Source organism: Corynebacterium sp. HMSC08C04 (assembly GCF_001807495.1).
In the GTDB taxonomy this organism is placed as follows: Bacteria; Actinomycetota; Actinomycetes; order Mycobacteriales; family Mycobacteriaceae; genus Corynebacterium; species Corynebacterium simulans.
In genome coordinates, this window is sequence record NZ_KV789201.1 from 20,285 (window position 1) to 38,397 (window position 18,113).

The window sequence follows — 18,113 nt, forward strand, 5'->3', positions numbered from 1 at the left end:
TATTCGGCATGTCATATCCGAGTTCGTTAGATGCCCGTGGTCTTCATAACTGGGCGATCCGAACTGTTGGTGAACTTTCCCACCGACGCGCTGAAATCAATGCGCTTAACGTATTCCCGGTTCCAGATTCCGATACCGGCTCCAACATGGCCCACACCATGGAGGCTGCACTCGAGCAGGTGGAAAAGGGAGGCGACGTAGCCGAGGCACTTGCCATCGGTTCCGTGCGCGGCGCCCGTGGCAACTCCGGCATGGTGTTATCCCAGGTGCTGCGCGGCATCGCGGATACCACGGTTGATTCCCGCGTGGATGGCCAGACTTTTGCGTCTGCTTTGAGCCTCGCAGTGCAGCTGGTGGAACGCGCCATTGCGCGTCCGGTGGAGGGCACGGTCATTTCGGTCTTGCGTGCGGCGGCAGCTGCGGCTTCCGCGTCTGCTGAGCAGCCTGGCAAGCAATTCCACGACATCGTGGTCGAAACCATCACTGCCGCCCGCACTGCACTGTCCAAGACCCCTTCGCAGCTTGCTGTACTGCGCGAGGCCGGTGTGGTCGATGCTGGCGGTACCGGGTTCGTCATCCTGCTTGAGGCCTTGCTGGCTGAGATCGAGGGCGGCGCGGTGCGCGAGGCCGAACACGAAGACGAGGTTGAGGCCGAGCTCGAGGTGGTCTTCTTCTTCGAAGGGGACCTGGACGCACTTGGTGAAAAGATAGGTGAGCATGGCAATAGCCTCGTCATTGCCCGCGCCACTGAGAACTCCGGCTCGGTACACATTCATACCCGTGAGGCCGGCCCTGTAATCGAGATGGCCTTCGGCTCCGGCGTGGTAAGCAACCTGCGCTTGGAAGTACTGCCGGAGGCAGCAGACGAACCCGTAGCGGAAGTGTCATCCCGGCGCATCTTTGCGGTAGCGCCGGCAGGCCCGGTCGCAGCACTTTTTGAAACCGTAGGCGCCAAGATTGTACGCCCAGGCGAACAAGTCACGGTTTCGCAACCGCAGGATATTTACCTGCCCAACGGCTTTGAGGGCGATGCCGGAGAGGCCCGCGTGGTGCCCACTGAGTCTTTGGTTGCAGGCCTGGCGGCAATCTCCGTCTATGAGCCGGATAATCCTGACACCGATTCCATGGTTTCTGTTATGCGGGATGCCGCGCGTTCCATGCGCGTGGATAAACCTGCGCATGAAGACGCTGAATCTATCTTGGTCAAAAGCCGTGAGATGTTGGCTGCCGGGGGAGAGCAAGTCACCGTCCTCACCAGCCTTAAGCTGGATGATGATTACCTGTCTGAGGCACTCGAGGTGGAGGTCGTTGCCATCCATGTTGAGGGCATTAAGACTGAGATCGGAGTGGAGTAAGCATGCTGGGATGGCGGGACGAGCGGGAGTTGAAAGAGATCTTGCCGGCCAAAGACGCCACCAAAATCAAAAAGGCATTTGGGTACACCACCTGCGGCGAGCTGCTCAGCCACTATCCGCGTGACTACATCCGCCACAACAAAGAGGTAGGCCTGGGCGGTGCCAACGAAGGCGATTATGTCACCGTCACCGGCCAGGTGGTGCGTCTGCAGCAGCGGAACACAGCCAAGAGGTTCTTGCTCACTTTGGCGATGGACAATGGGATTACCGCCACCTTCTTCAACGCGCACTATCTCACCCGCGTGCTGCGCCAAGGTATGCGCTTGATGCTAAGCGGCAAGCTGAAGTTCTACCGCGGGCAGCCGCAGCTTCAACATCCTGACTTCGTGGTTATCGATGCAGGCGGTGTGGGTAGCGCGAGCAACGCGCTTTACGACGCAGCGCCTTCCGGAAGCAGCGGCGGCAAGGTTACGGCTACAGGCTCGCTGCGTAACCTCTCGCAGTTCGGACAACTGGAATCTTTGCTTGAGCGCGAGTGGATTCCCATTTATCCCGCCAGCGGCAAGGTGACCTCGTGGTACATCATGGGCGCTATCCATATGGTGCTGGAGAATACTCCGACGATCCCCGAGCCGCTGGACTACCGGATGATGGTGGAACTTGACCAAGCTATCCGTGAAGTCCACGAGCCCACAGCGGCTGGCCCGGAAAGAGCTATTCAGCGTTTGAAGTACAACGAGGCTTTGTCCATTGGCCTCGTCATGGCCCTGCGCCAACGCGACTTCAAGGCGCGTACCGCCGTGGCGATGCCTTCCATCTTGGACGGCTACCGTGATGGGCTGCTGAGCAACCTGCCCTTCGAACTAACGGCAGGGCAGCGTAAGGTCATTGCGGAAATCGACGAAGACCTCTGCGGCACACTGCCCATGATGCGCCTGCTGCAGGGCGAGGTTGGTTCCGGCAAGACCATGGTGGCTACGTGTGCGATGTTGCAGGCGGTCGATGCAGGCAAGCAGGCGGCGCTGCTCGCACCGACTGAGGTGCTGGCGGCGCAGCACGGGGCGTCGATTAGCGCGAGCGTGCCCGATGGCGTCAAGGTCGCCGTCCTGACCGGTTCCCAGCGCACTGCGGAAAAGCGCCAGGCACTGCTGGACATTGTCTCCGGCGAGGCCGACATCGTCATCGGCACGCACGCCATTATCCAGGACGCCGTAGAGTTTTTCGACCTAGGCCTCGTGGTAGTAGACGAGCAGCATCGCTTTGGCGTGGAGCAGCGCGATAGCCTGCGCTCGAAAACTCGAGAGGGCACGAGCCCACACATGCTGGTTATGACGGCGACGCCTATTCCGCGCACCATCGCCATGACTGTCTTCGGTGACTTGGCGGTATCTATCCTGCGTGAGCTGCCTGGCGGGCGCAAGCCCATCCAATCCAGCGTGGTTCCGGAATGGGCACCAGCCTGGGTGCAGCGTGCTTTAGTGCGCATCCGCGAGGAGGTGCAGGCTGGCCACCAGGCCTACATCGTATGCCCGCGCATCGAGGGAGAAGGCGGTGTGCTCGAGGTGGCGTCCCAACTCCAGGCCGGACCGTTACGTGACCTTAAACTCGACGTTCTGCATGGTCGCATGAACGATAAAGATGAGGTCATGTCGCGCTTTGCGCGGGGTGAAACAGATGTGTTGGTCTCTACGACCGTCATCGAGGTCGGCGTTGACGTGCCCAATGCCACGGTGATGCTCATTCGCGAGTCCGAGAACTTTGGTGTCTCGCAGCTGCATCAGCTGCGGGGCCGCGTCGGCCGCGGAGGCAATGCTTCCATCTGCCTGTTCCACACTACCGCGGCGGAAAACACGGGCTCCTTTAAACGCATCATGCAGATTGCGGATACCACCTCAGGCTTCGAGTTGGCGGAGATTGACCTGCAACAGCGCCACGAGGGAGACATCCTGGGCACGCTGCAATCGGGAACCCAGCGCTCGCTGCGCCTCCTGGACTTGGCCCATGACCGCGACATCATTGAGCGCACGCACGATGATGCGTACCGTTTAGTGCAGCGCAATCCAGAATTGGCGGTGGAATTAACCCGGAACATGACCGAGAGCGAGCAGGAATACCTAGAAAAGAACTAACCTAGAGCCCATGAACATTTGCGCACCTTTTGCCGGCACTGTGCGTTTTCACGTGAGCGTGGGCCAAGAGGTCTCTGCGGGAGATGCCATCGCTACCGTGGAGGCCACCAAACTAGAAGCTCCCGTCGTAGTCCCAGGACGTGGAGTGGTGGATAAGTTGTGTACTGAAGACTTTGCCGCAGTCTATGGCGGTGACGTACTAGCGATTATTGGGGAGGCACGATGACCAGAATTATCGCCGGAGAAGCCCGCGGGCGCAGCATCAAGGTGCCAGAGTCCGGCACGCGCCCTACCGCGGACCGCGCACGCGAGGGTCTGTTTTCCTCGTTGAATGTGCGCTGGGGTTTTGCTGCTAGCCGCGTGCTGGATTTGTTTGCCGGCTCTGGTGCCTTGGGCCTGGAAGCAGCTAGTCGCGGCGCGGAGGAAGTCGTTCTGGTGGAATCCAACCCGGCGGCAGTGAAGGTGATCAAGCACAACGTGGACGTCGTCAAGCACCCGCGCGTGGACGTACGCGAGATGAAGGCCTCCACCTACCTGGCCACCGCACCGCGCGGTTACTTTGACATGGTGTTGGCAGACCCACCGTATGCTTTCGACGATGTGCAGGGCCTGCTGGAGGCCATTGAGCCCGTGCTTGATGATGCAGCGATTGTCGTCATCGAGCGTCACGTAGACAGCCCAGAACCGCAGTGGCCCGAAGGCTTTGAGCCCACCGGCCAGAAGCTCAAGAAGCGCACATTTGGTATAGCGCGCTTTGATATGGCCATCTACCACCGTCCGGATGCAAGCGGGGAGTAAAGGAAAACCTATGCCGACTAAAGCAGTATGCCCGGGTTCTTTCGACCCCATTACCTTGGGCCACGTGGACATCATCAACCGAGCGGCGGCGATGTTCGACGAAGTAACCGTGTTGGTCACCGGCAACCCGGATAAGCCTTCCGGCCTATTTAGCGTGGAAGAGCGCGTGCAGTTTATTCGTGCGACTTTCGACGAGCACATCAAGGTCGATTATTGGTCCGGCCTGCTCGTGGACTACACCACGGAACATGGTGTGGACACACTGGTCAAGGGGCTGCGTTCTTCCTTGGACTACGAATACGAGCTGCCGATGGCGCAGATGAACCGCCGCCTTTCCGGCATCGATACAGTCTTCTTGCTTACCGATGAAAAGTACGGCTACATCAGCTCCTCGCTGTGCAAGCAGGTGGCCAAGTTTGGTGGGGACGTCACGGGCATGTTCCCGGCGCACGTGGGACGCGCGGTGGTGGAGAAGTACGCCCAATGATTGCAATCCCACTCGCGATCCTGCTGACCGTGACGTTGGGTTCTTGCCTGCAACGAGTCTCCGGCATGGGGCTTGGACTCGTCGGCGGACCTATTTTGACGCTGCTTCTGGGCCCAGTCCAGGGCATCATGGTTATCAACGTGCTGGCGGTGGTCAACGCGATGCTGACTACGTATTCGATGCGTGCCAACGTGGACTGGGGCAAGTTCTTGCGTATCGCGCCGGTGATGGTGCTAGGTGCAATCCCGGCGGCCCTGCTGGTGGCTAATATCGACTCGGCCGCCTTGCTGGTCTTGGTGGGCGCGGCCCTGCTCATCGCACTCGGCGTGGTGACCTTTGGCAAGCGCTTCGTGCCGGAAATGCATGGCCTTGGCCCCTCCCTGTCAGCGGGTGTGCTCGGCGGTTTCACAAACACGCTAGCTGGTGTAGCCGGCCCTGTTATTACCGTTTATGCGCAGGCGGCGCGCTGGCCGCAGGCGGTCTACGCCGCTACGTTGCAGCCTTGTTTTATCGTGGGCGGTCTATTCTCAGTGAGCACCAAGTTGGCCGTGGGTGCGGGCGGATTCGGTGATGTGACGTGGCTAATTTGGCCCGCCGGCGTCATTGGCATGTTCCTCGGCATCGCCACGGGCACTCGTATTGCGCGCCACGTGCCGCGCGAGAAGGCACGCATTCTTTCTTTGACCGTGGCTTCCCTGGGCGCAGTCAGCGCTTTGATTCGTGGCCTGATTAGTCTCTAAACGGGGACGGAGGCCCCTCAGCCTCCCTTAGCTTTCTGATTCCTGGACCGCGTGAGCGAACTCGTTGAAGCGGTCCAGGGTGCTAAGAAGCGCGTCTTGGGCGGCGATGACCGCGAGGTTCAACGCGTGGAAAAGCTGCTCGTCGTTCATGCCCGCGGTGGTGACGAAGGTGGCGTCGCCACGCAGTTCCACGGTGTCTTCTTCGCTCCGGCCCACGAGAGCGCGGCCGTCGAAAGCAGAAGCGTTGTGCTCGTTGGCGATGACGTGGAAGACGGGGGAGACATCCTCGTAGGAAAGGGTGGTGGGCAGGAGGCACTCCAGCTTCACCAAATCTTCCGCCGCGCTGATGACCCACTTCAAGTTATTAAGGTGAGCACTCAAGGAATCCGGAAAGTCCGGGTTATCCTCCGGAAACATGTTCATCTCCGGGGTGCTGAGTTGCTCGCGCACGCGCTTTAGCGTTACTGCAGGAAAATCAGGCTTGCTAAACAGGTCAAAAGGAAATGCGTTCGGGGTAGACATTGTTAGCTGCGACCTTTCTTGTTTGCTGCCTTATCGTTCCACTTAGCTGCCTGCGGGAAGGCTTCGGCAACGGCGTCGAAAGCCATGCCGAAGCTATCGAAGGCGCTCAAGACGAAGCTGCCTAGCTGGTTAGAGCTAAGGCCGATGCCTACGCCCATCGCGCGGTTGGCGCAGATGGCAATTTCTTCTTCCTCCTGCTTGGCGCCCGCGCCAGTGCCTTTCGGACGGAAGTCATAACTTAAGGTCGGCGCGGACATGTTCCAATTGAATTCCGCAATGAATGCGCCAACCTTGTCTTCCGCGCTTGCCGGGAGGCGACCTTCCCACACCGCGAAGGCACTTAAGGTGTCATCCTCGATGTCGAAGTGGATGGTGATGTGTGGCAAACCAGTCTGCAGCACCAAGCCTTCGCCGACGCCAGCTTCTGCGCTATCGCCGTCAGCGGCAGCGTCCTCCCGGGCGGGGTCTTCGATTTTGTCGAGTAGGACGTAATCGGCCTCGAGCTGCTCGAAGAGCTCTGCGAGCCGGTGAATGTTGACTTCAGAGATGGACTGGTTGGTCACAACGCACGCTTTCTAGAGGTGTTTCGCGGGGTTAAAGGAGCGCTATTCGCCGGCTGAGCTAGCCTCGCCAGCCTGGGCTGCGGTTTCGGAACCGAGCTTGGCCATCTCCTCGGCGGAGGCAACCATGGCATCCTGAGCGCCGATGACGCCGTCGACGGCAACCTTCAAAGCAGCGGTCAGCTGCTCATCGGACAGGCCAGCGGCGCAGGGGATATCGCGCTCGGTACGTACGACAAGCAGGTTCTCGTGCTCGGAGATAACGGCACGTGCGCCGAAAGCGACGGAGTTGATCTGGTTTGCGGCTAGGAACAGGCCAGCATCGGCCTGGGTGTAGACGGCGTCGGTTGGCACATCGCAGCGCACGATGGCGACGGAATCCAGAACCGCGAACAGGCAAGGCAGGCCGTTCAAGTTAGCGGTAGCGGCATCGTCGCGGCCTTCGACCTTGGTCAACTCGATGTCGAAGGTCTGCATTGCGCTAATGATGCGGTCGAGCGTGACCTGCGGCTGAGCATAAGCTTGATTAGTCATTTTCGTGTTCCTCCCAGGTGACGAGTTGCGGGTACTGCTGCTCAATCCATGCGAAGGACTGCAGGATGGCGTCCAAGGTGGACATAACGAAAGCGCCCAGCTGGTTGCGGGAAGCGCCGTGGGTGGTGTCCAGCTCGCGCACGCCGGAGACCGCCAGGGTGTTTTCTGGGCCTTCGAAGAATCGGAAGGTCGGCGCAAAGTGGTTCTGGTTCCACTGGTTAATGTGCATCAGAAGGTTCGGGCCCTCAGATGCTGGAATGGTGCCGCGCCACACGGAATCGGCGGTGATGGCGTTCTCGCGCAGCTGGAATGCGATGGCTGCGTTCGAGAAACCAGTGCGCAGCATCTTCACGGTCTTTTCTTCAGAAACTGGCTGTTCTTCGATGCGGTACTCCAACTTCTCAGAGTCGAAGATTTCCGCAATGCGCTCGAGCGTCACTGGCTCGATAGGGGTATCGGGCAAGATGGTTGGTTGACCATCGGCTTGATCAGTCACTGAAAATAATCCTCACGTTGTTTACATGGTGAATAAATCGGAATCTTGATCAAGGCTACCGGAGCCGGGATGCGTGCCTGCTAGTTGGCCGCCCGCGTGGCGGGAGTCCACAACTCCTCGCCGCCTAGTTCGTGTGCAAGCGCGGCTGCGACTGTGGAGTAACGGAAAGTGTGTCCGAGCTCGTTCAGGCGGGCCGGGATGACCTTCTGGTTAGCCAGGGCGAGCTCGCTTGCGCCCTCCTTGCCCAAGAGCAGCGCCGGGCCGAAGGTTGGAATAGGCACGATCGCTGGGCGCTTGAGCTCCTCACCTAGTGCATGGACAAAATCCTTGTTAAGGACCGGGGTAGGCGAGGTGGCGTTGACTGGGCCATCAAGTTGCGAATCGATTGCTGCGCGGAAGTAGATATCAGTCAGGTCATCCATGGCGACCCAGCTGTACCAGAATTCGCCCTTGCCAAACGCGCCGCCGAGTCCTGTAGAAAACAGCGCGCGCAAAAGCGGCAGCAAGCCGGAGTTGCCGGAGAGGGCGATTCCGGTGCGAACATTGACCACACGCTTTCCGGCCTCGCGGGCAGGTGTGCAGGCGGCCTCCCAATCGCTGACCACGTCAGCCAGGAAGCCGTCACCGCGGCTGGACTCTTCAGTCAGCTCGGTATCGCCCCGGTCGGCGCCATAGATGCCGATTGCCGATGCACAGACCATTGCCTTGAGCTCAGGCGTTGCGGTGGCAACCTCAGCCAGTAGCTGTGTCGGGTTCACGCGGGACTCCCGTATGTCTGCCTTGTGGGCGGCGTTGAAGCGGCCGAAGATTGGTTCGCCGGCTAGATGGATAAGGACGTCGACGCCCTCCAAGAGATCCGGCGCCGGCAGGTTCGGGCGCCATTGACGCTGGCCCGGTTTGGGGCTGTTGCGCACAAGCTGGATAACTTGATGTCCTGCGGTAGTCAGCTGCGCGGTGAGCTTTCGACCCACGCCACCGCGGGAACCACTGATGGCGAAAACCAACGGGCGAACGGTGCCCGAAGGGTCGACAGCCGGTGCCGTGGCGTGGGTGTCAAGGTCGCGCAGACGGTTCAAAAACTGGAAGTCCTCGATGAGCTGGTGTTGGCGATAGGCGAAGACGGAGTTAACAGCCCATGACGGAATGCGGGTGTCGACGGTGTCGGTGATTTGGGTAGCGCCAGCATCGTTATCGGAACCGGTAGTGGCATCGGCAAAGAGATGGTGATGGCGCCATGTGGCCCAGGAGCGCATGGGAGCGTTGAGGCAAACGTCGCTGAAGCTGACGTTGGTTTGGAAGCGTGAAAGGTCGTGGCGGGCAACCCACTTGAGGCCGCCCGGCAGGCCCAGGATCGAGGTGCCATCAGCCAAGGATTCTGTCTGCTTTAACGGGGTCATGAAAGTAAAAGGAGGAGTAAGGCGCGCTAGTGCGCCGCGACGGGTATGCCATTGCCATACCTGCTCGCGTGGGGCTGGAACTTCGTGTTTGGCCGAAAAGCTCACGTGGTTTTGGTCTTCCTCTCCTTATATCTATGCCGATCGCGCAGGATATTGATACCGACTGTACGGGACAAGAATTCAGCGGATTTAGGTGCCAGTACGGCGGACTCATGGGGAGCCCAAATACTTTTTATTCCCTAAACATTAACAATTGGGCGAGAAGCGCCGCAGTTCAACCGGAACTAGTGTGCAGGCTCACACCTGCGAGCGGGGTTGGGTAGGCTGCGCTGACCGCCGCGATACGTGAAAAGGTCGGCGAAATTGAGATCGTTGCTACTTGTGGGGGTAGTAGCTGAATGAAACGACTTCGAGGAACTATAGGTTGATGCTAAAATCATCGTTGTCCATGTGAGCAACCACGTTGCTCGGACGCTTGAGGCAATTTTCCGCCCACGGTGGGCGCAAAGTTACTTCATTCCCATTTACCGGCATCCTTTAAAGACCGCACTGTGAGGCGGGGAAGGAGGTCACGATGAGTGGAATTGACACCAACGCGGAGTCTAACGAGCTGTTGAGCTCTGATGACGTCGCGCGCACTGTCGCACGCATCGCGCACCAGATCATTGAAAAGACGGCGCTCGACTCTGAGAACGCAACTCGGGTCGTACTCCTTGGCATTCCCTCTGGTGGCGTGCCATTGGCTCAGCGTCTTGCACAAAAAATTGCGGAATTTTCCGGCGTAGAAATCCTATGGGGATCCCTAGACATCACGCTCTATCGCGACGATCTCCACAACAAGCCGCACCGCGCATTGCAGCCCACCAAAATTCCGAACGGTGGTATCAACGGCGCGACCGTCATCCTGGTCGATGACGTCCTATATTCCGGTCGCTCCATTCGCGCTGCACTTGATGCGCTGGCCGACGTTGGCCGTCCGGAAATCATTCAGCTCGCAGTCCTCGTGGACCGCGGCCATCGCCAGCTGCCGATTCGCGCAGACTACGTCGGCAAAAACATTCCAACGGCACGCGACGAAGATGTCATCGTCTACAACGCCGAAATTGATGGCCGGGACGCGGTAGTCCTGACCCGCAAGACCGCGGAGGCTTAAAATGAAGCACCTACTTTCCATCGCTGATCTCAACAAAGACGAAATCGTTGGTCTGCTCGATGAGGCAGACCGTTTCCACGAAGCGCTTGAAGGCCGGGAAGTGAAGAAGCTTCCGACCCTTCGCGGACGTACCGTCTTTACACTGTTCTATGAAAACTCCACTCGTACCCGCTCCTCTTTTGAGACGGCGGGTAAGTGGATGTCCGCAGACGTCATCAACCTGTCGACCTCGACGTCGTCAGTGAAAAAGGGCGAGTCCTTGAGGGACACCGGCCTCACGCTTAGCGCTGTCGGTGCGGATGCCATCATCATTCGCCATGCATCGTCTGGCGCGCCGCAGCAGTTGGCGGGTTGGGTAGCGCCTAACGGCGATGGCCCTTCCGTTATTAACGCCGGCGATGGTGCACATCAGCACCCAACGCAGGCGCTTCTCGACGCCGTGACTATGCGCCAGCGCCTTGGCATCAAGGGCGGCAACTTCTCTGGGCTCAAGGTCAAGATTGTGGGTGACTGCCTGCACTCCCGCGTGGTTCGCTCGAACGTTGACCTTCTTAACGCCCTCGGTGCGGAAGTCACCCTGGTGGCTCCGCCTACTCTTCTCCCATTCGGCGTCGATACCTGGCCGGTTAAGGTCTCCTATGACTTTGATTCCGAGCTGGCCGATGCAGACATCGTCATGATGCTGCGCGTTCAGGCAGAACGCATGAACGGCGGCTTCTTCCCATCGCACCGCGAGTACGCGAACCTTTATGGCCTGTCCAAGGCGCGCGCCGCAGCCATGAAGAAGGATGCAATCGTAATGCACCCGGGCCCAATGCTGCGCGGTATGGAAATCAACTATGCCGTCGCCGACTACGACAAGGCTGCGGTTCTGCAGCAGGTAAACAACGGCGTATACGCCCGCATGGCGGTGCTGTTCACGCTGTTGACCAACGGAGAACACGCCGGAATCTAATTCAGCCGGAATCAAGAAAAGGGAAGAGAGTAAGAGACCATGACTAACTATCCAGAAACCGGCCGTCTTTCTGCCGCTGCGGAAAAGCGATTGCTGATTAAGAACGTGCGCCCCTACGGCGAGGGAGAGCCAGTGCAGGTGCTCATCGCCGACGGTGTCATTGCGGATATGGGCGCTGACCTTGAGTCAAGCGCGCAGTTCGATGAGGCAATCGACGCCGAAGGCAACGTGCTGCTGCCGGGCTTGGTCGATATGCACGTGCACCTGCGCGAGCCAGGCCGCGAGGACACTGAGACCATCGAAACCGGTTCCCGCGCTGCTGCCAAGGGCGGCTTTACCGCCGTATTTACCATGGCCAACACCAACCCGGTGACCGATCAGCCGATTATCGCGGAGTCCGTTTGGGCTAAGGCACAGGCGCTCGGCCTGTGCGACGTTCACCCGGTGGGTTCTATTACCAAGGGTCTGGAGGGTAAGACCCTCACCGAGTTCGGCATGATGGCGCGCTCGGACGCGAAAGTGCGCATGTTCTCCGATGATGGCAAGTGCGTGCAGGACCCGCAGTTGATGCGCCGCGCGCTCGAATACGCCAAGGGCTTGGACGTCTTGCTCGCGCAGCACGCGGAAGACCACCGCATGACCGAGGGCGCATCTGCCCACGAGGGGGAGACGGCAGCCAAGCTGGGCCTGCGCGGCTGGCCGCGCGTGGCGGAAGAGTCCATCGTCGCCCGCGATGCACTGCTGGCGCGTGACTACGGCAATCGCATGCACATCTGCCATGCATCCACCGAGGGCACCGTCGAGCTGCTGAAGTGGGCAAAGGGCCAGGATATTCCACTGACTGCGGAGGTTACCCCGCATCACCTGCTGCTTACTGATGAAAAACTGGTGAGCTATGACGGCGTCTTTCGCGTGAATCCGCCGCTGCGCGAGGAGCGCGACACCTTGGTTCTGCGCCAGGCGCTGCTCGACGGCGTCATCGACGTCGTGGCAACCGACCACGCACCGCATGGTTCCGAAGACAAGTGCGTTGAGTTCGAAAACGCGAAGCCAGGCATGCTGGGCCTTGAGTCCTCGCTGGCGATTATCGCCAAGATTTTCGTGGCCTCCGGTCTCGCAGACTGGCGCTTCGTCGCCCGTGTGATGTCGGAGCGCCCGGCAGAGATCACCAAGCTGCCGGACCACGGCCGTCCGATCGCAGTGGGCGAGCCCGCCAACCTCACCATCGTGAACCCCGAGCACAAGTGGGTCTCCGATTCCACCAAGCTGGCTTCGAAGTCTGAGAATAACCCTTATGAGGGCGAGGAGTTCAGCGCACGCGTCACCCACACTATTCTGCGCGGCACCGTGACCTACGAACTGGCCGCAGACGAAGCTGAAGGCAAGTAACCTTGCACCCTATAGACCCACCAAGCCACAGAAAGGCCACATTGTGACTGAGACTAAACCAGCAAGAATCCCGGCAATTCTCGTGCTGGCTGATGGCCGCACTTTCCGCGGATACGGCTTTGGCGCCACCGGCACCACCCTCGGTGAGGCAGTGTTCAGCACTGCAATGACTGGTTACCAGGAAACTTTGACTGACCCTTCCTACCACCGCCAGATCGTCGTTTCTGCAGCGCCGCACATTGGTAACACCGGCTGGAACGACGAAGACAACGAGTCTCATGGCAACCAGATTTGGGTTGCCGGCCTGGTTATTCGTGACCTCGCACAGCGCGTATCTAACTGGCGCGCGGAGCGTTCCCTTTCGGATGAGATGGAAGCCCAAGGCATCATCGGCATCCGCGGAATCGATACCCGCACCTTGGTTCGTCACCTGCGCAACTATGGCTCCATCGCCGCCGGTTTGTTCTCCGGTGAGGACGCGCAGCGCCCAGTAGAGGAGCTGCTTGAGGAGGTCAAGGGCCAGCCATCGATGGAGGGCCTGGATCTATCTGAGCAGGTCGCTACCGAAAAGCCATATACCGTGGCGGAAGAAGGCGAAAAGAAGTTCACCGTCGTGGCCTACGACATGGGTGTTAAGACCGCTACGCCGGGCAACTTTGCCAAGCGCGGCATTGAGACCATCGTGGTACCGGCTAATACCCCTTATGCTGAGATTAAGCAGTACAACCCGGATGGCGTCTTTGTCTCGAATGGCCCTGGTGACCCAGCTACCGCCGACAAAATGGTGGCCATCGTCCGCGACATCCTGGATGCCCGCATTCCCTTCTTCGGAATCTGTTTTGGCAACCAGATTCTAGGCCGCGCGCTGGGCCTAGACACCTTCAAGATGAAGTTCGGGCACCGTGGCATCAACGTACCGGTACGCAACGTCTTGACCGGCAAGATCGACATCACCGCGCAAAACCATGGCTTTGCCATCGCTAGTCCGTCTGGCCAGGAGAACCCGGCTGGCGAGGAATTCGATACCGACTTCGGCCGCGGCATCGTCACCCATACCTGTCTCAACGACAACACGATTGAGGGCGTAGCGCTCAAGGACGGAATGGCTTTCTCCGTTCAGTATCACCCAGAGTCCGCTGCGGGCCCGCATGACGCAAACCCGCTGTTTGATCAGTTCGTTGAGCTGATGACCGAAAAGACCCCTAACAAGTAGGCACCAGGAAGAGGATTAGAAACTTATGCCAAAGCGTAACGATGTAAACCACGTCCTGGTTATCGGTTCTGGCCCAATTGTTATCGGCCAGGCCTGCGAGTTCGACTACTCCGGCACCCAGGCTTGCCGCGTGCTGAAGGAAGAAGGCCTGCGTGTCACGCTGGTCAACTCCAACCCGGCAACCATCATGACGGACCCAGAATTCGCAGACCACACCTACGTGGAGCCGATTGACCCTGAGTTCATCGAAAAGATCATTGTTAAGGAACAGCAAGAAGGCCACAAGATTGATGCGGTGCTTGCAACCCTGGGCGGACAAACCGCACTGAATGCTGCGGTGCAGTTGGACCGCGCAGGCATCTTGGACAAGTACGGCATCGAGCTCATCGGCGCCGACATTGAGGCGATTGAGCGTGGTGAGGACCGCCAGAAGTTCAAGGACATCGTCGAGTCCATCGGCGGCGAGTCCGCGCGTTCCCGCGTGTGCCACAACATGGACGAGGTGCACGAGACCGTCGCAGAGCTCGGCCTGCCGGTAGTCGTGCGTCCTTCTTTCACCATGGGCGGCTTGGGCTCTGGCCTGGCTTATAACCAGGAAGATCTCGACCGCATCGCAGGCGGCGGCCTAGCTGCTTCACCCGAGGCAAACGTGCTCATCGAGGAATCCATCCTCGGTTGGAAGGAATTCGAGCTGGAGCTCATGCGCGACGGCGACGATAACGTCGTGGTCATTGCCTCCATCGAAAACGTCGATGCCTTGGGCGTGCACACCGGTGATTCCGTCACCGTTGCTCCGGCTCTGACCTTGACCGACCGCGAGTACCAGAAGATGCGTGACCTCGGCATTGCGATTATTCGCGAGGTCGGCGTTGACACCGGCGGCTGCAACATCCAGTTCGCCGTCAACCCGGTTGATGGCCGCATCATCGTCATCGAGATGAACCCGCGCGTGTCTCGTTCCTCCGCGCTGGCTTCCAAGGCCACCGGCTTCCCAATCGCGAAGTTGGCCGCCAAGTTGGCAATCGGCTACACCCTTGACGAAGTACAAAACGACATCACCGGCGTTACCCCTGCGGCATTCGAGCCGACCTTGGACTACGTCATCGTCAAGGCACCACGCTTTGCCTTTGAGAAGTTCCCGGGCGCTGATGACACCCTGACCACCACGATGAAGTCCGTCGGCGAGGCCATGGGCATCGGCCGTAACTACATCGCCGGTCTCAACAAGGTCATGCGCTCCCTGGAGTCCAAGCAGCACGGCTTCTGGACCCGCCCGGATGAGTACTTCGCCGGCGATCGCGCGACGGACCTGGATGCAGTGCTCAAGGACCTAGAGCGTCCGACCGAGGGCCGCATGTACGACGTAGAACTGGCTTTCCGCCTCGGCGCTAGCGTCGAACAGCTCTACGAGCACTCCCAGATCGACCCATGGTTCCTTGCTGAGCTCAAGGCCTTGGTTGACTTCCGCGAGGAGCTGCTGCACGCGCCGGTCCTGGACGCGCAGCTATTGCGTGAGGCGAAGTTCTACGGGCTTTCCGACGCCCAGATTGCCGCCCTGCGTACCGAGTTCGCTGGCGAAGATGGCGTGCGATCCCTGCGCTGGTCGCTGGGCATTCGCCCGGTCTACAAGACGGTCGATACTTGTGCTGGCGAGTTCGAGGCGCAGACCCCGTACCATTACAGCTCCTACGAGCTGGACCCAGACGCAGAGTCCGAGGTCAAGCCGATGCCTGCCGAAAAGTTGGGCAAGGTCATCATTTTGGGCTCTGGCCCGAACCGTATTGGCCAGGGCATCGAGTTCGACTACTCCTGCGTCCACGCAGCGTTGGAGCTGTCCGAGCGCGGCTACGAGACCGTCATGGTCAACTGCAACCCGGAGACGGTCTCAACTGACTATGACACCGCTGACCGCCTGTACTTCGAGCCGTTGACCTTCGAGGACGTTATGGAGGTCTACCACGCGGAGTTGCAGTCCGGCCCTGTTGCCGGCGTCATCGTTCAGCTCGGCGGCCAGACTCCGCTGGGCCTTGCAGAGCGCCTGACCGAGGCTGGTGTTCCAGTCGTCGGTACCTCCGCTGCGGCAATCGACTTGGCTGAGGACCGCGGCGAGTTCGGCAAGGTACTGGCAGAAGCAGAGCTTCCAGCGCCAGAGTTCGGCACCGCAACCTCCTTCGAGGAGGCACGTTCTGTAGCCCGCGACATCGGCTACCCGGTCCTGGTTCGTCCTTCCTACGTGCTCGGCGGCCGCGGCATGGAGATTGTCTACGATGAGGACTCCCTGCGTGACTACATCGACCGCGCAACGGAAATCACCTCCGACCACCCGGTATTGGTGGACCGCTTCCTCGACAACGCAATCGAGATCGATGTCGATGCGCTCTGCGATGGCGAAGAGGTCTACCTGGCTGGCGTGATGGAGCACATTGAGGAGGCCGGCATTCACTCCGGTGACTCTTCCTGCGCGCTGCCACCGATGACTCTGGGGCCTGAAGACATCGATAATGTTCGCCGCTCCACCCGCGCGCTAGCTAAGGGCATCGGTGTACAGGGCCTGATGAACGTGCAGTACGCGCTGAAGGATGACACGCTGTATGTCATCGAGGCGAACCCGCGCGCATCGCGCACCGTGCCGTTTGTCTCCAAGGCCACCGGCGTGCCGCTGGCTAAGGCTGCAGCTCGCGTCATGATGGGCGAGTCCATCGCTAATCTGCGTGCAGAAGGCATGCTGCCTACCGAGGTTGATGGTGGTTCCTTGCCACTGGAGCACCCGATTGCGGTCAAGGAAGCTGTGCTGCCTTTCAACCGCTTCCGCCGCCCAGATGGTACGTTGCTTGATACTTTGCTCTCCCCAGAGATGAAGTCCACGGGCGAGGTCATGGGCCTAGCAAGTAACTTCGGCGCGGCTTTTGCCAAGGGCGAAATCGCTGCCTTCGGCCACTTGCCGACTGAGGGCACGGTCTTCGTCTCCGTGGCTAACCGCGACAAGCGCACCCTCATCTTCCCAATCCAGCGTCTGGCCTTCATGGGCTACAACATCGTGGCTACCGCAGGTACCGCACAGATGCTGCGCCGCAACGGCGTGGAGTGCGAGGTAGCGGTCAAGGTCTCCGAGGCGCAGGATGGCCAGGAGTCCATCGTTGACCAGATTCTTGCCGGCAAGGTCGACCTCATTCTCAATACCCCGGCTGGTTCAGACAACGCACGCCACGACGGCTACGACATCCGCGCGGCGGCTGTTTCCGTGGGCGTTCCGCTTGTTACCACCGTCCAGGGCGTTACCGCTGCGGTCCAGGGCATCGAGGCGCTGCGCATCGGCAACCTTGAGGTACGTGCACTGCAGGAGCTTGAGCATGACGCAAAGCACTAGCACCTTCGGTGAGTGGCTCGTCGCTGCCGGTGCCGAGCGCGGCAGGCTGTGCGTGGGCATCGACCCGCATGCGCATCTGCTGCGTGCTTGGGGCTTAAACGACGACGTCGATGGGCTACGGAGATTCGCGCGTACCTGCGTGGAGGCATTCGCCGAGACCGTCGCAATGGTTAAGCCGCAGGTGGCCTTCTTCGAGCGCTTTGGGTCTGCGGGCTTTGCGGTGTTGGAAGAGACCCTGCGGGACTTGCGTGAAGCAGGTTGCTTGACGCTTGCCGACGCCAAGCGTGGCGACATCGGCTCCACGATGGCCGGCTATGCTGCTGCATGGCTTAGCGATGATTCGCCGTTGTCCGCGGATGCAGTGACCGTCTCTCCATATCTAGGAGTCGGTTCGCTCCAGCCGGTGCTTGACCTAGCGGAAGAAAAGGGCAGGGGAGTCTTCGTTCTGGCTGCAACTTCCAACCCGGAGGCCGTGGCGTTCCAGTCCATCACGGACGAAGAAGGCGTGACGCTGGCGCAGGGCGTGGTCAACCAGTGCGCCGCGCTCAATGCCGCGTACAAGGCCGCAGGACGTCCGGGCAACGTCGGCGTCGTAGTGGGTGCCACGCTTGCGCAGCCGCCTGTCCTAGACGAGCTGAACGGCCCGGTTTTGCTGCCGGGCGTCGGCGCCCAAGGAGCTACTGCGCAGGACGTGAAAGTAATCACTGCGGCGGCCCCGCAGTTGGGTTTCGCCAACGTTTCCCGTTCGGTTCTTTCCGCAGGCCCGCAGGTTGTTGACCTGCGTGAAGCAGTGAAATCTGCCCTGGCAGAGGCTACCGAAGAGACCGCTTTTTAAGGTTATGGCGCGGCCGATTATAAGGCCCGCCATTTACCTGGTATTTTGAGAAACGCACCGCGATGACGTGCAGGAATTCCGCACAATACGGACCCAAATAATGTCATCGCGTAATCACCAGTGCTAGGATTGCCTGAAGTCGGTTCGCGCCGAGCCTGTGACTAGTGATTTTAGTCGTTTTGC

Annotated in this window: 17 protein-coding genes; 12 read left to right on the forward strand and 5 right to left on the reverse strand. The window is 59.9% G+C overall.

Translation table 11 applies throughout. The features are described from left to right. Positions 1-8 precede the first annotated feature (8 nt). The 6 genes from HMPREF3169_RS02430 to HMPREF3169_RS02455 are packed head-to-tail and all read left to right on the forward strand — an operon-like array spanning position 9 to position 5,509. Positions 9-1,355, forward strand: a complete 1,347-nt coding sequence (locus tag HMPREF3169_RS02430; protein ID WP_061922223.1) for a DAK2 domain-containing protein — start codon at positions 9-11, stop codon at positions 1,353-1,355. Between the two features lie 2 nt (positions 1,356-1,357). Then, positions 1,358-3,484 carry an ATP-dependent DNA helicase RecG gene (locus tag HMPREF3169_RS02435; protein WP_070455607.1) on the forward strand — a complete coding sequence of 709 codons (2,127 nt, stop codon included), beginning with the start codon at positions 1,358-1,360 and terminating at the stop codon, positions 3,482-3,484. Between the two features lie 10 nt (positions 3,485-3,494). Then, positions 3,495-3,710, forward strand: a complete 216-nt coding sequence (locus HMPREF3169_RS02440; RefSeq protein ID WP_061922230.1) for a biotin/lipoyl-containing protein — start codon at positions 3,495-3,497, stop codon at positions 3,708-3,710. Continuing rightward, positions 3,707-4,282 carry a 16S rRNA (guanine(966)-N(2))-methyltransferase RsmD gene (gene rsmD, locus HMPREF3169_RS02445; RefSeq protein WP_070455608.1) on the forward strand — a complete coding sequence of 192 codons (576 nt, stop codon included), beginning with the start codon at positions 3,707-3,709 and terminating at the stop codon, positions 4,280-4,282. The genes HMPREF3169_RS02440 and rsmD overlap by 4 nt, the downstream gene beginning before the upstream one ends. A 10-nt stretch (positions 4,283-4,292) precedes the next feature. Next, positions 4,293-4,769, forward strand: a complete 477-nt coding sequence (coaD, locus tag HMPREF3169_RS02450) for a pantetheine-phosphate adenylyltransferase (protein ID WP_061922236.1) — start codon at positions 4,293-4,295, stop codon at positions 4,767-4,769. Continuing rightward, complete coding sequence (locus HMPREF3169_RS02455) at positions 4,766-5,509, forward strand: sulfite exporter TauE/SafE family protein (protein WP_062035154.1); 744 nt, start codon at positions 4,766-4,768, stop codon at positions 5,507-5,509. Before coaD ends, HMPREF3169_RS02455 begins: the two co-directional genes overlap by 4 nt. A 27-nt stretch (positions 5,510-5,536) precedes the next feature. Here the strand turns inward: HMPREF3169_RS02455 and HMPREF3169_RS02460 are convergent, their stop codons facing one another. The 5 genes from HMPREF3169_RS02460 to HMPREF3169_RS02480 form a co-directional block, all read right to left on the reverse strand. Next, complete coding sequence (locus tag HMPREF3169_RS02460) at positions 5,537-6,031, reverse strand: hypothetical protein (protein WP_062040965.1); 495 nt, start codon at positions 6,029-6,031, stop codon at positions 5,537-5,539. Positions 6,032-6,033: 2 nt separating this feature from the next. Further along, entirely contained in the window at positions 6,034-6,594 is a 561-nt protein-coding gene (locus HMPREF3169_RS02465; RefSeq protein WP_070455609.1) for a hypothetical protein, read from the reverse strand. A 42-nt stretch (positions 6,595-6,636) separates the two neighbouring features. Further along, entirely contained in the window at positions 6,637-7,125 is a 489-nt protein-coding gene (locus HMPREF3169_RS02470) for a YbjN domain-containing protein (protein WP_062040960.1), read from the reverse strand. Further along, on the reverse strand, positions 7,118-7,621 hold the full coding sequence (locus HMPREF3169_RS02475; RefSeq protein ID WP_061922251.1) for a YbjN domain-containing protein: 504 nt from the start codon (positions 7,619-7,621) through the stop codon (positions 7,118-7,120). The genes HMPREF3169_RS02470 and HMPREF3169_RS02475 overlap by 8 nt, the downstream gene beginning before the upstream one ends. Before the next feature lie 80 nt (positions 7,622-7,701). Then, a complete protein-coding gene (locus HMPREF3169_RS02480; protein WP_070432902.1) occupies positions 7,702-9,123 on the reverse strand; it encodes a TIGR01777 family oxidoreductase in 1,422 nt (473 codons plus the stop codon). A gap of 469 nt (positions 9,124-9,592) precedes the next feature. On the opposite strand from HMPREF3169_RS02480, the gene pyrR reads away from it, so the two are divergent. The 6 genes from pyrR to pyrF are packed head-to-tail and all read left to right on the forward strand — an operon-like array spanning position 9,593 to position 17,930. Beyond that, a complete protein-coding gene (gene pyrR, locus HMPREF3169_RS02485; RefSeq protein ID WP_061922257.1) occupies positions 9,593-10,171 on the forward strand; it encodes a bifunctional pyr operon transcriptional regulator/uracil phosphoribosyltransferase PyrR in 579 nt (192 codons plus the stop codon). Between the two features lies 1 nt (position 10,172). After that, complete coding sequence (locus tag HMPREF3169_RS02490; protein WP_070455610.1) at positions 10,173-11,126, forward strand: aspartate carbamoyltransferase catalytic subunit; 954 nt, start codon at positions 10,173-10,175, stop codon at positions 11,124-11,126. 39 nt (positions 11,127-11,165) lie between these two features. Beyond that, positions 11,166-12,515, forward strand: coding sequence for a dihydroorotase (locus HMPREF3169_RS02495; RefSeq protein WP_070455611.1), 1,350 nt, complete (start codon positions 11,166-11,168; stop codon positions 12,513-12,515). A 40-nt stretch (positions 12,516-12,555) separates the two neighbouring features. After that, the gene (carA, locus tag HMPREF3169_RS02500; RefSeq protein WP_062035139.1) at positions 12,556-13,728 is read left to right on the forward strand and encodes a glutamine-hydrolyzing carbamoyl-phosphate synthase small subunit; all 1,173 of its coding nucleotides are present in this window, start codon (positions 12,556-12,558) and stop codon (positions 13,726-13,728) included. 25 nt (positions 13,729-13,753) lie between these two features. Further along, complete coding sequence (carB, locus tag HMPREF3169_RS02505) at positions 13,754-17,095, forward strand: carbamoyl-phosphate synthase large subunit (protein ID WP_070455612.1); 3,342 nt, start codon at positions 13,754-13,756, stop codon at positions 17,093-17,095. Further along, a complete protein-coding gene (gene pyrF / locus HMPREF3169_RS02510) occupies positions 17,079-17,930 on the forward strand; it encodes an orotidine-5'-phosphate decarboxylase (protein ID WP_070455613.1) in 852 nt (283 codons plus the stop codon). The genes carB and pyrF overlap by 17 nt, the downstream gene beginning before the upstream one ends. Positions 17,931-18,113: the final 183 nt, after the last annotated feature.

Coding starts and splice junctions, on each gene's coding strand:
- carB (WP_070455612.1), top strand. CDS start 13,754: ATGCCAAAGCGTAACGATGTAAACCACGTCCTGGTTATCGGTTCTGGC.
- pyrR (WP_061922257.1), top strand. CDS start 9,593: ATGAGTGGAATTGACACCAACGCGGAGTCTAACGAGCTGTTGAGCTCT.
- HMPREF3169_RS02490 (WP_070455610.1), top strand. CDS start 10,173: ATGAAGCACCTACTTTCCATCGCTGATCTCAACAAAGACGAAATCGTT.
- HMPREF3169_RS02440 (WP_061922230.1), top strand. CDS start 3,495: ATGAACATTTGCGCACCTTTTGCCGGCACTGTGCGTTTTCACGTGAGC.
- HMPREF3169_RS02495 (WP_070455611.1), top strand. CDS start 11,166: ATGACTAACTATCCAGAAACCGGCCGTCTTTCTGCCGCTGCGGAAAAG.
- HMPREF3169_RS02455 (WP_062035154.1), top strand. CDS start 4,766: ATGATTGCAATCCCACTCGCGATCCTGCTGACCGTGACGTTGGGTTCT.
- pyrF (WP_070455613.1), top strand. CDS start 17,079: ATGACGCAAAGCACTAGCACCTTCGGTGAGTGGCTCGTCGCTGCCGGT.
- HMPREF3169_RS02430 (WP_061922223.1), top strand. CDS start 9: ATGTCATATCCGAGTTCGTTAGATGCCCGTGGTCTTCATAACTGGGCG.
- HMPREF3169_RS02435 (WP_070455607.1), top strand. CDS start 1,358: ATGCTGGGATGGCGGGACGAGCGGGAGTTGAAAGAGATCTTGCCGGCC.
- coaD (WP_061922236.1), top strand. CDS start 4,293: ATGCCGACTAAAGCAGTATGCCCGGGTTCTTTCGACCCCATTACCTTG.
- HMPREF3169_RS02470 (WP_062040960.1), bottom strand. CDS start 7,125: ATGACTAATCAAGCTTATGCTCAGCCGCAGGTCACGCTCGACCGCATC.
- HMPREF3169_RS02460 (WP_062040965.1), bottom strand. CDS start 6,031: ATGTCTACCCCGAACGCATTTCCTTTTGACCTGTTTAGCAAGCCTGAT.
- rsmD (WP_070455608.1), top strand. CDS start 3,707: ATGACCAGAATTATCGCCGGAGAAGCCCGCGGGCGCAGCATCAAGGTG.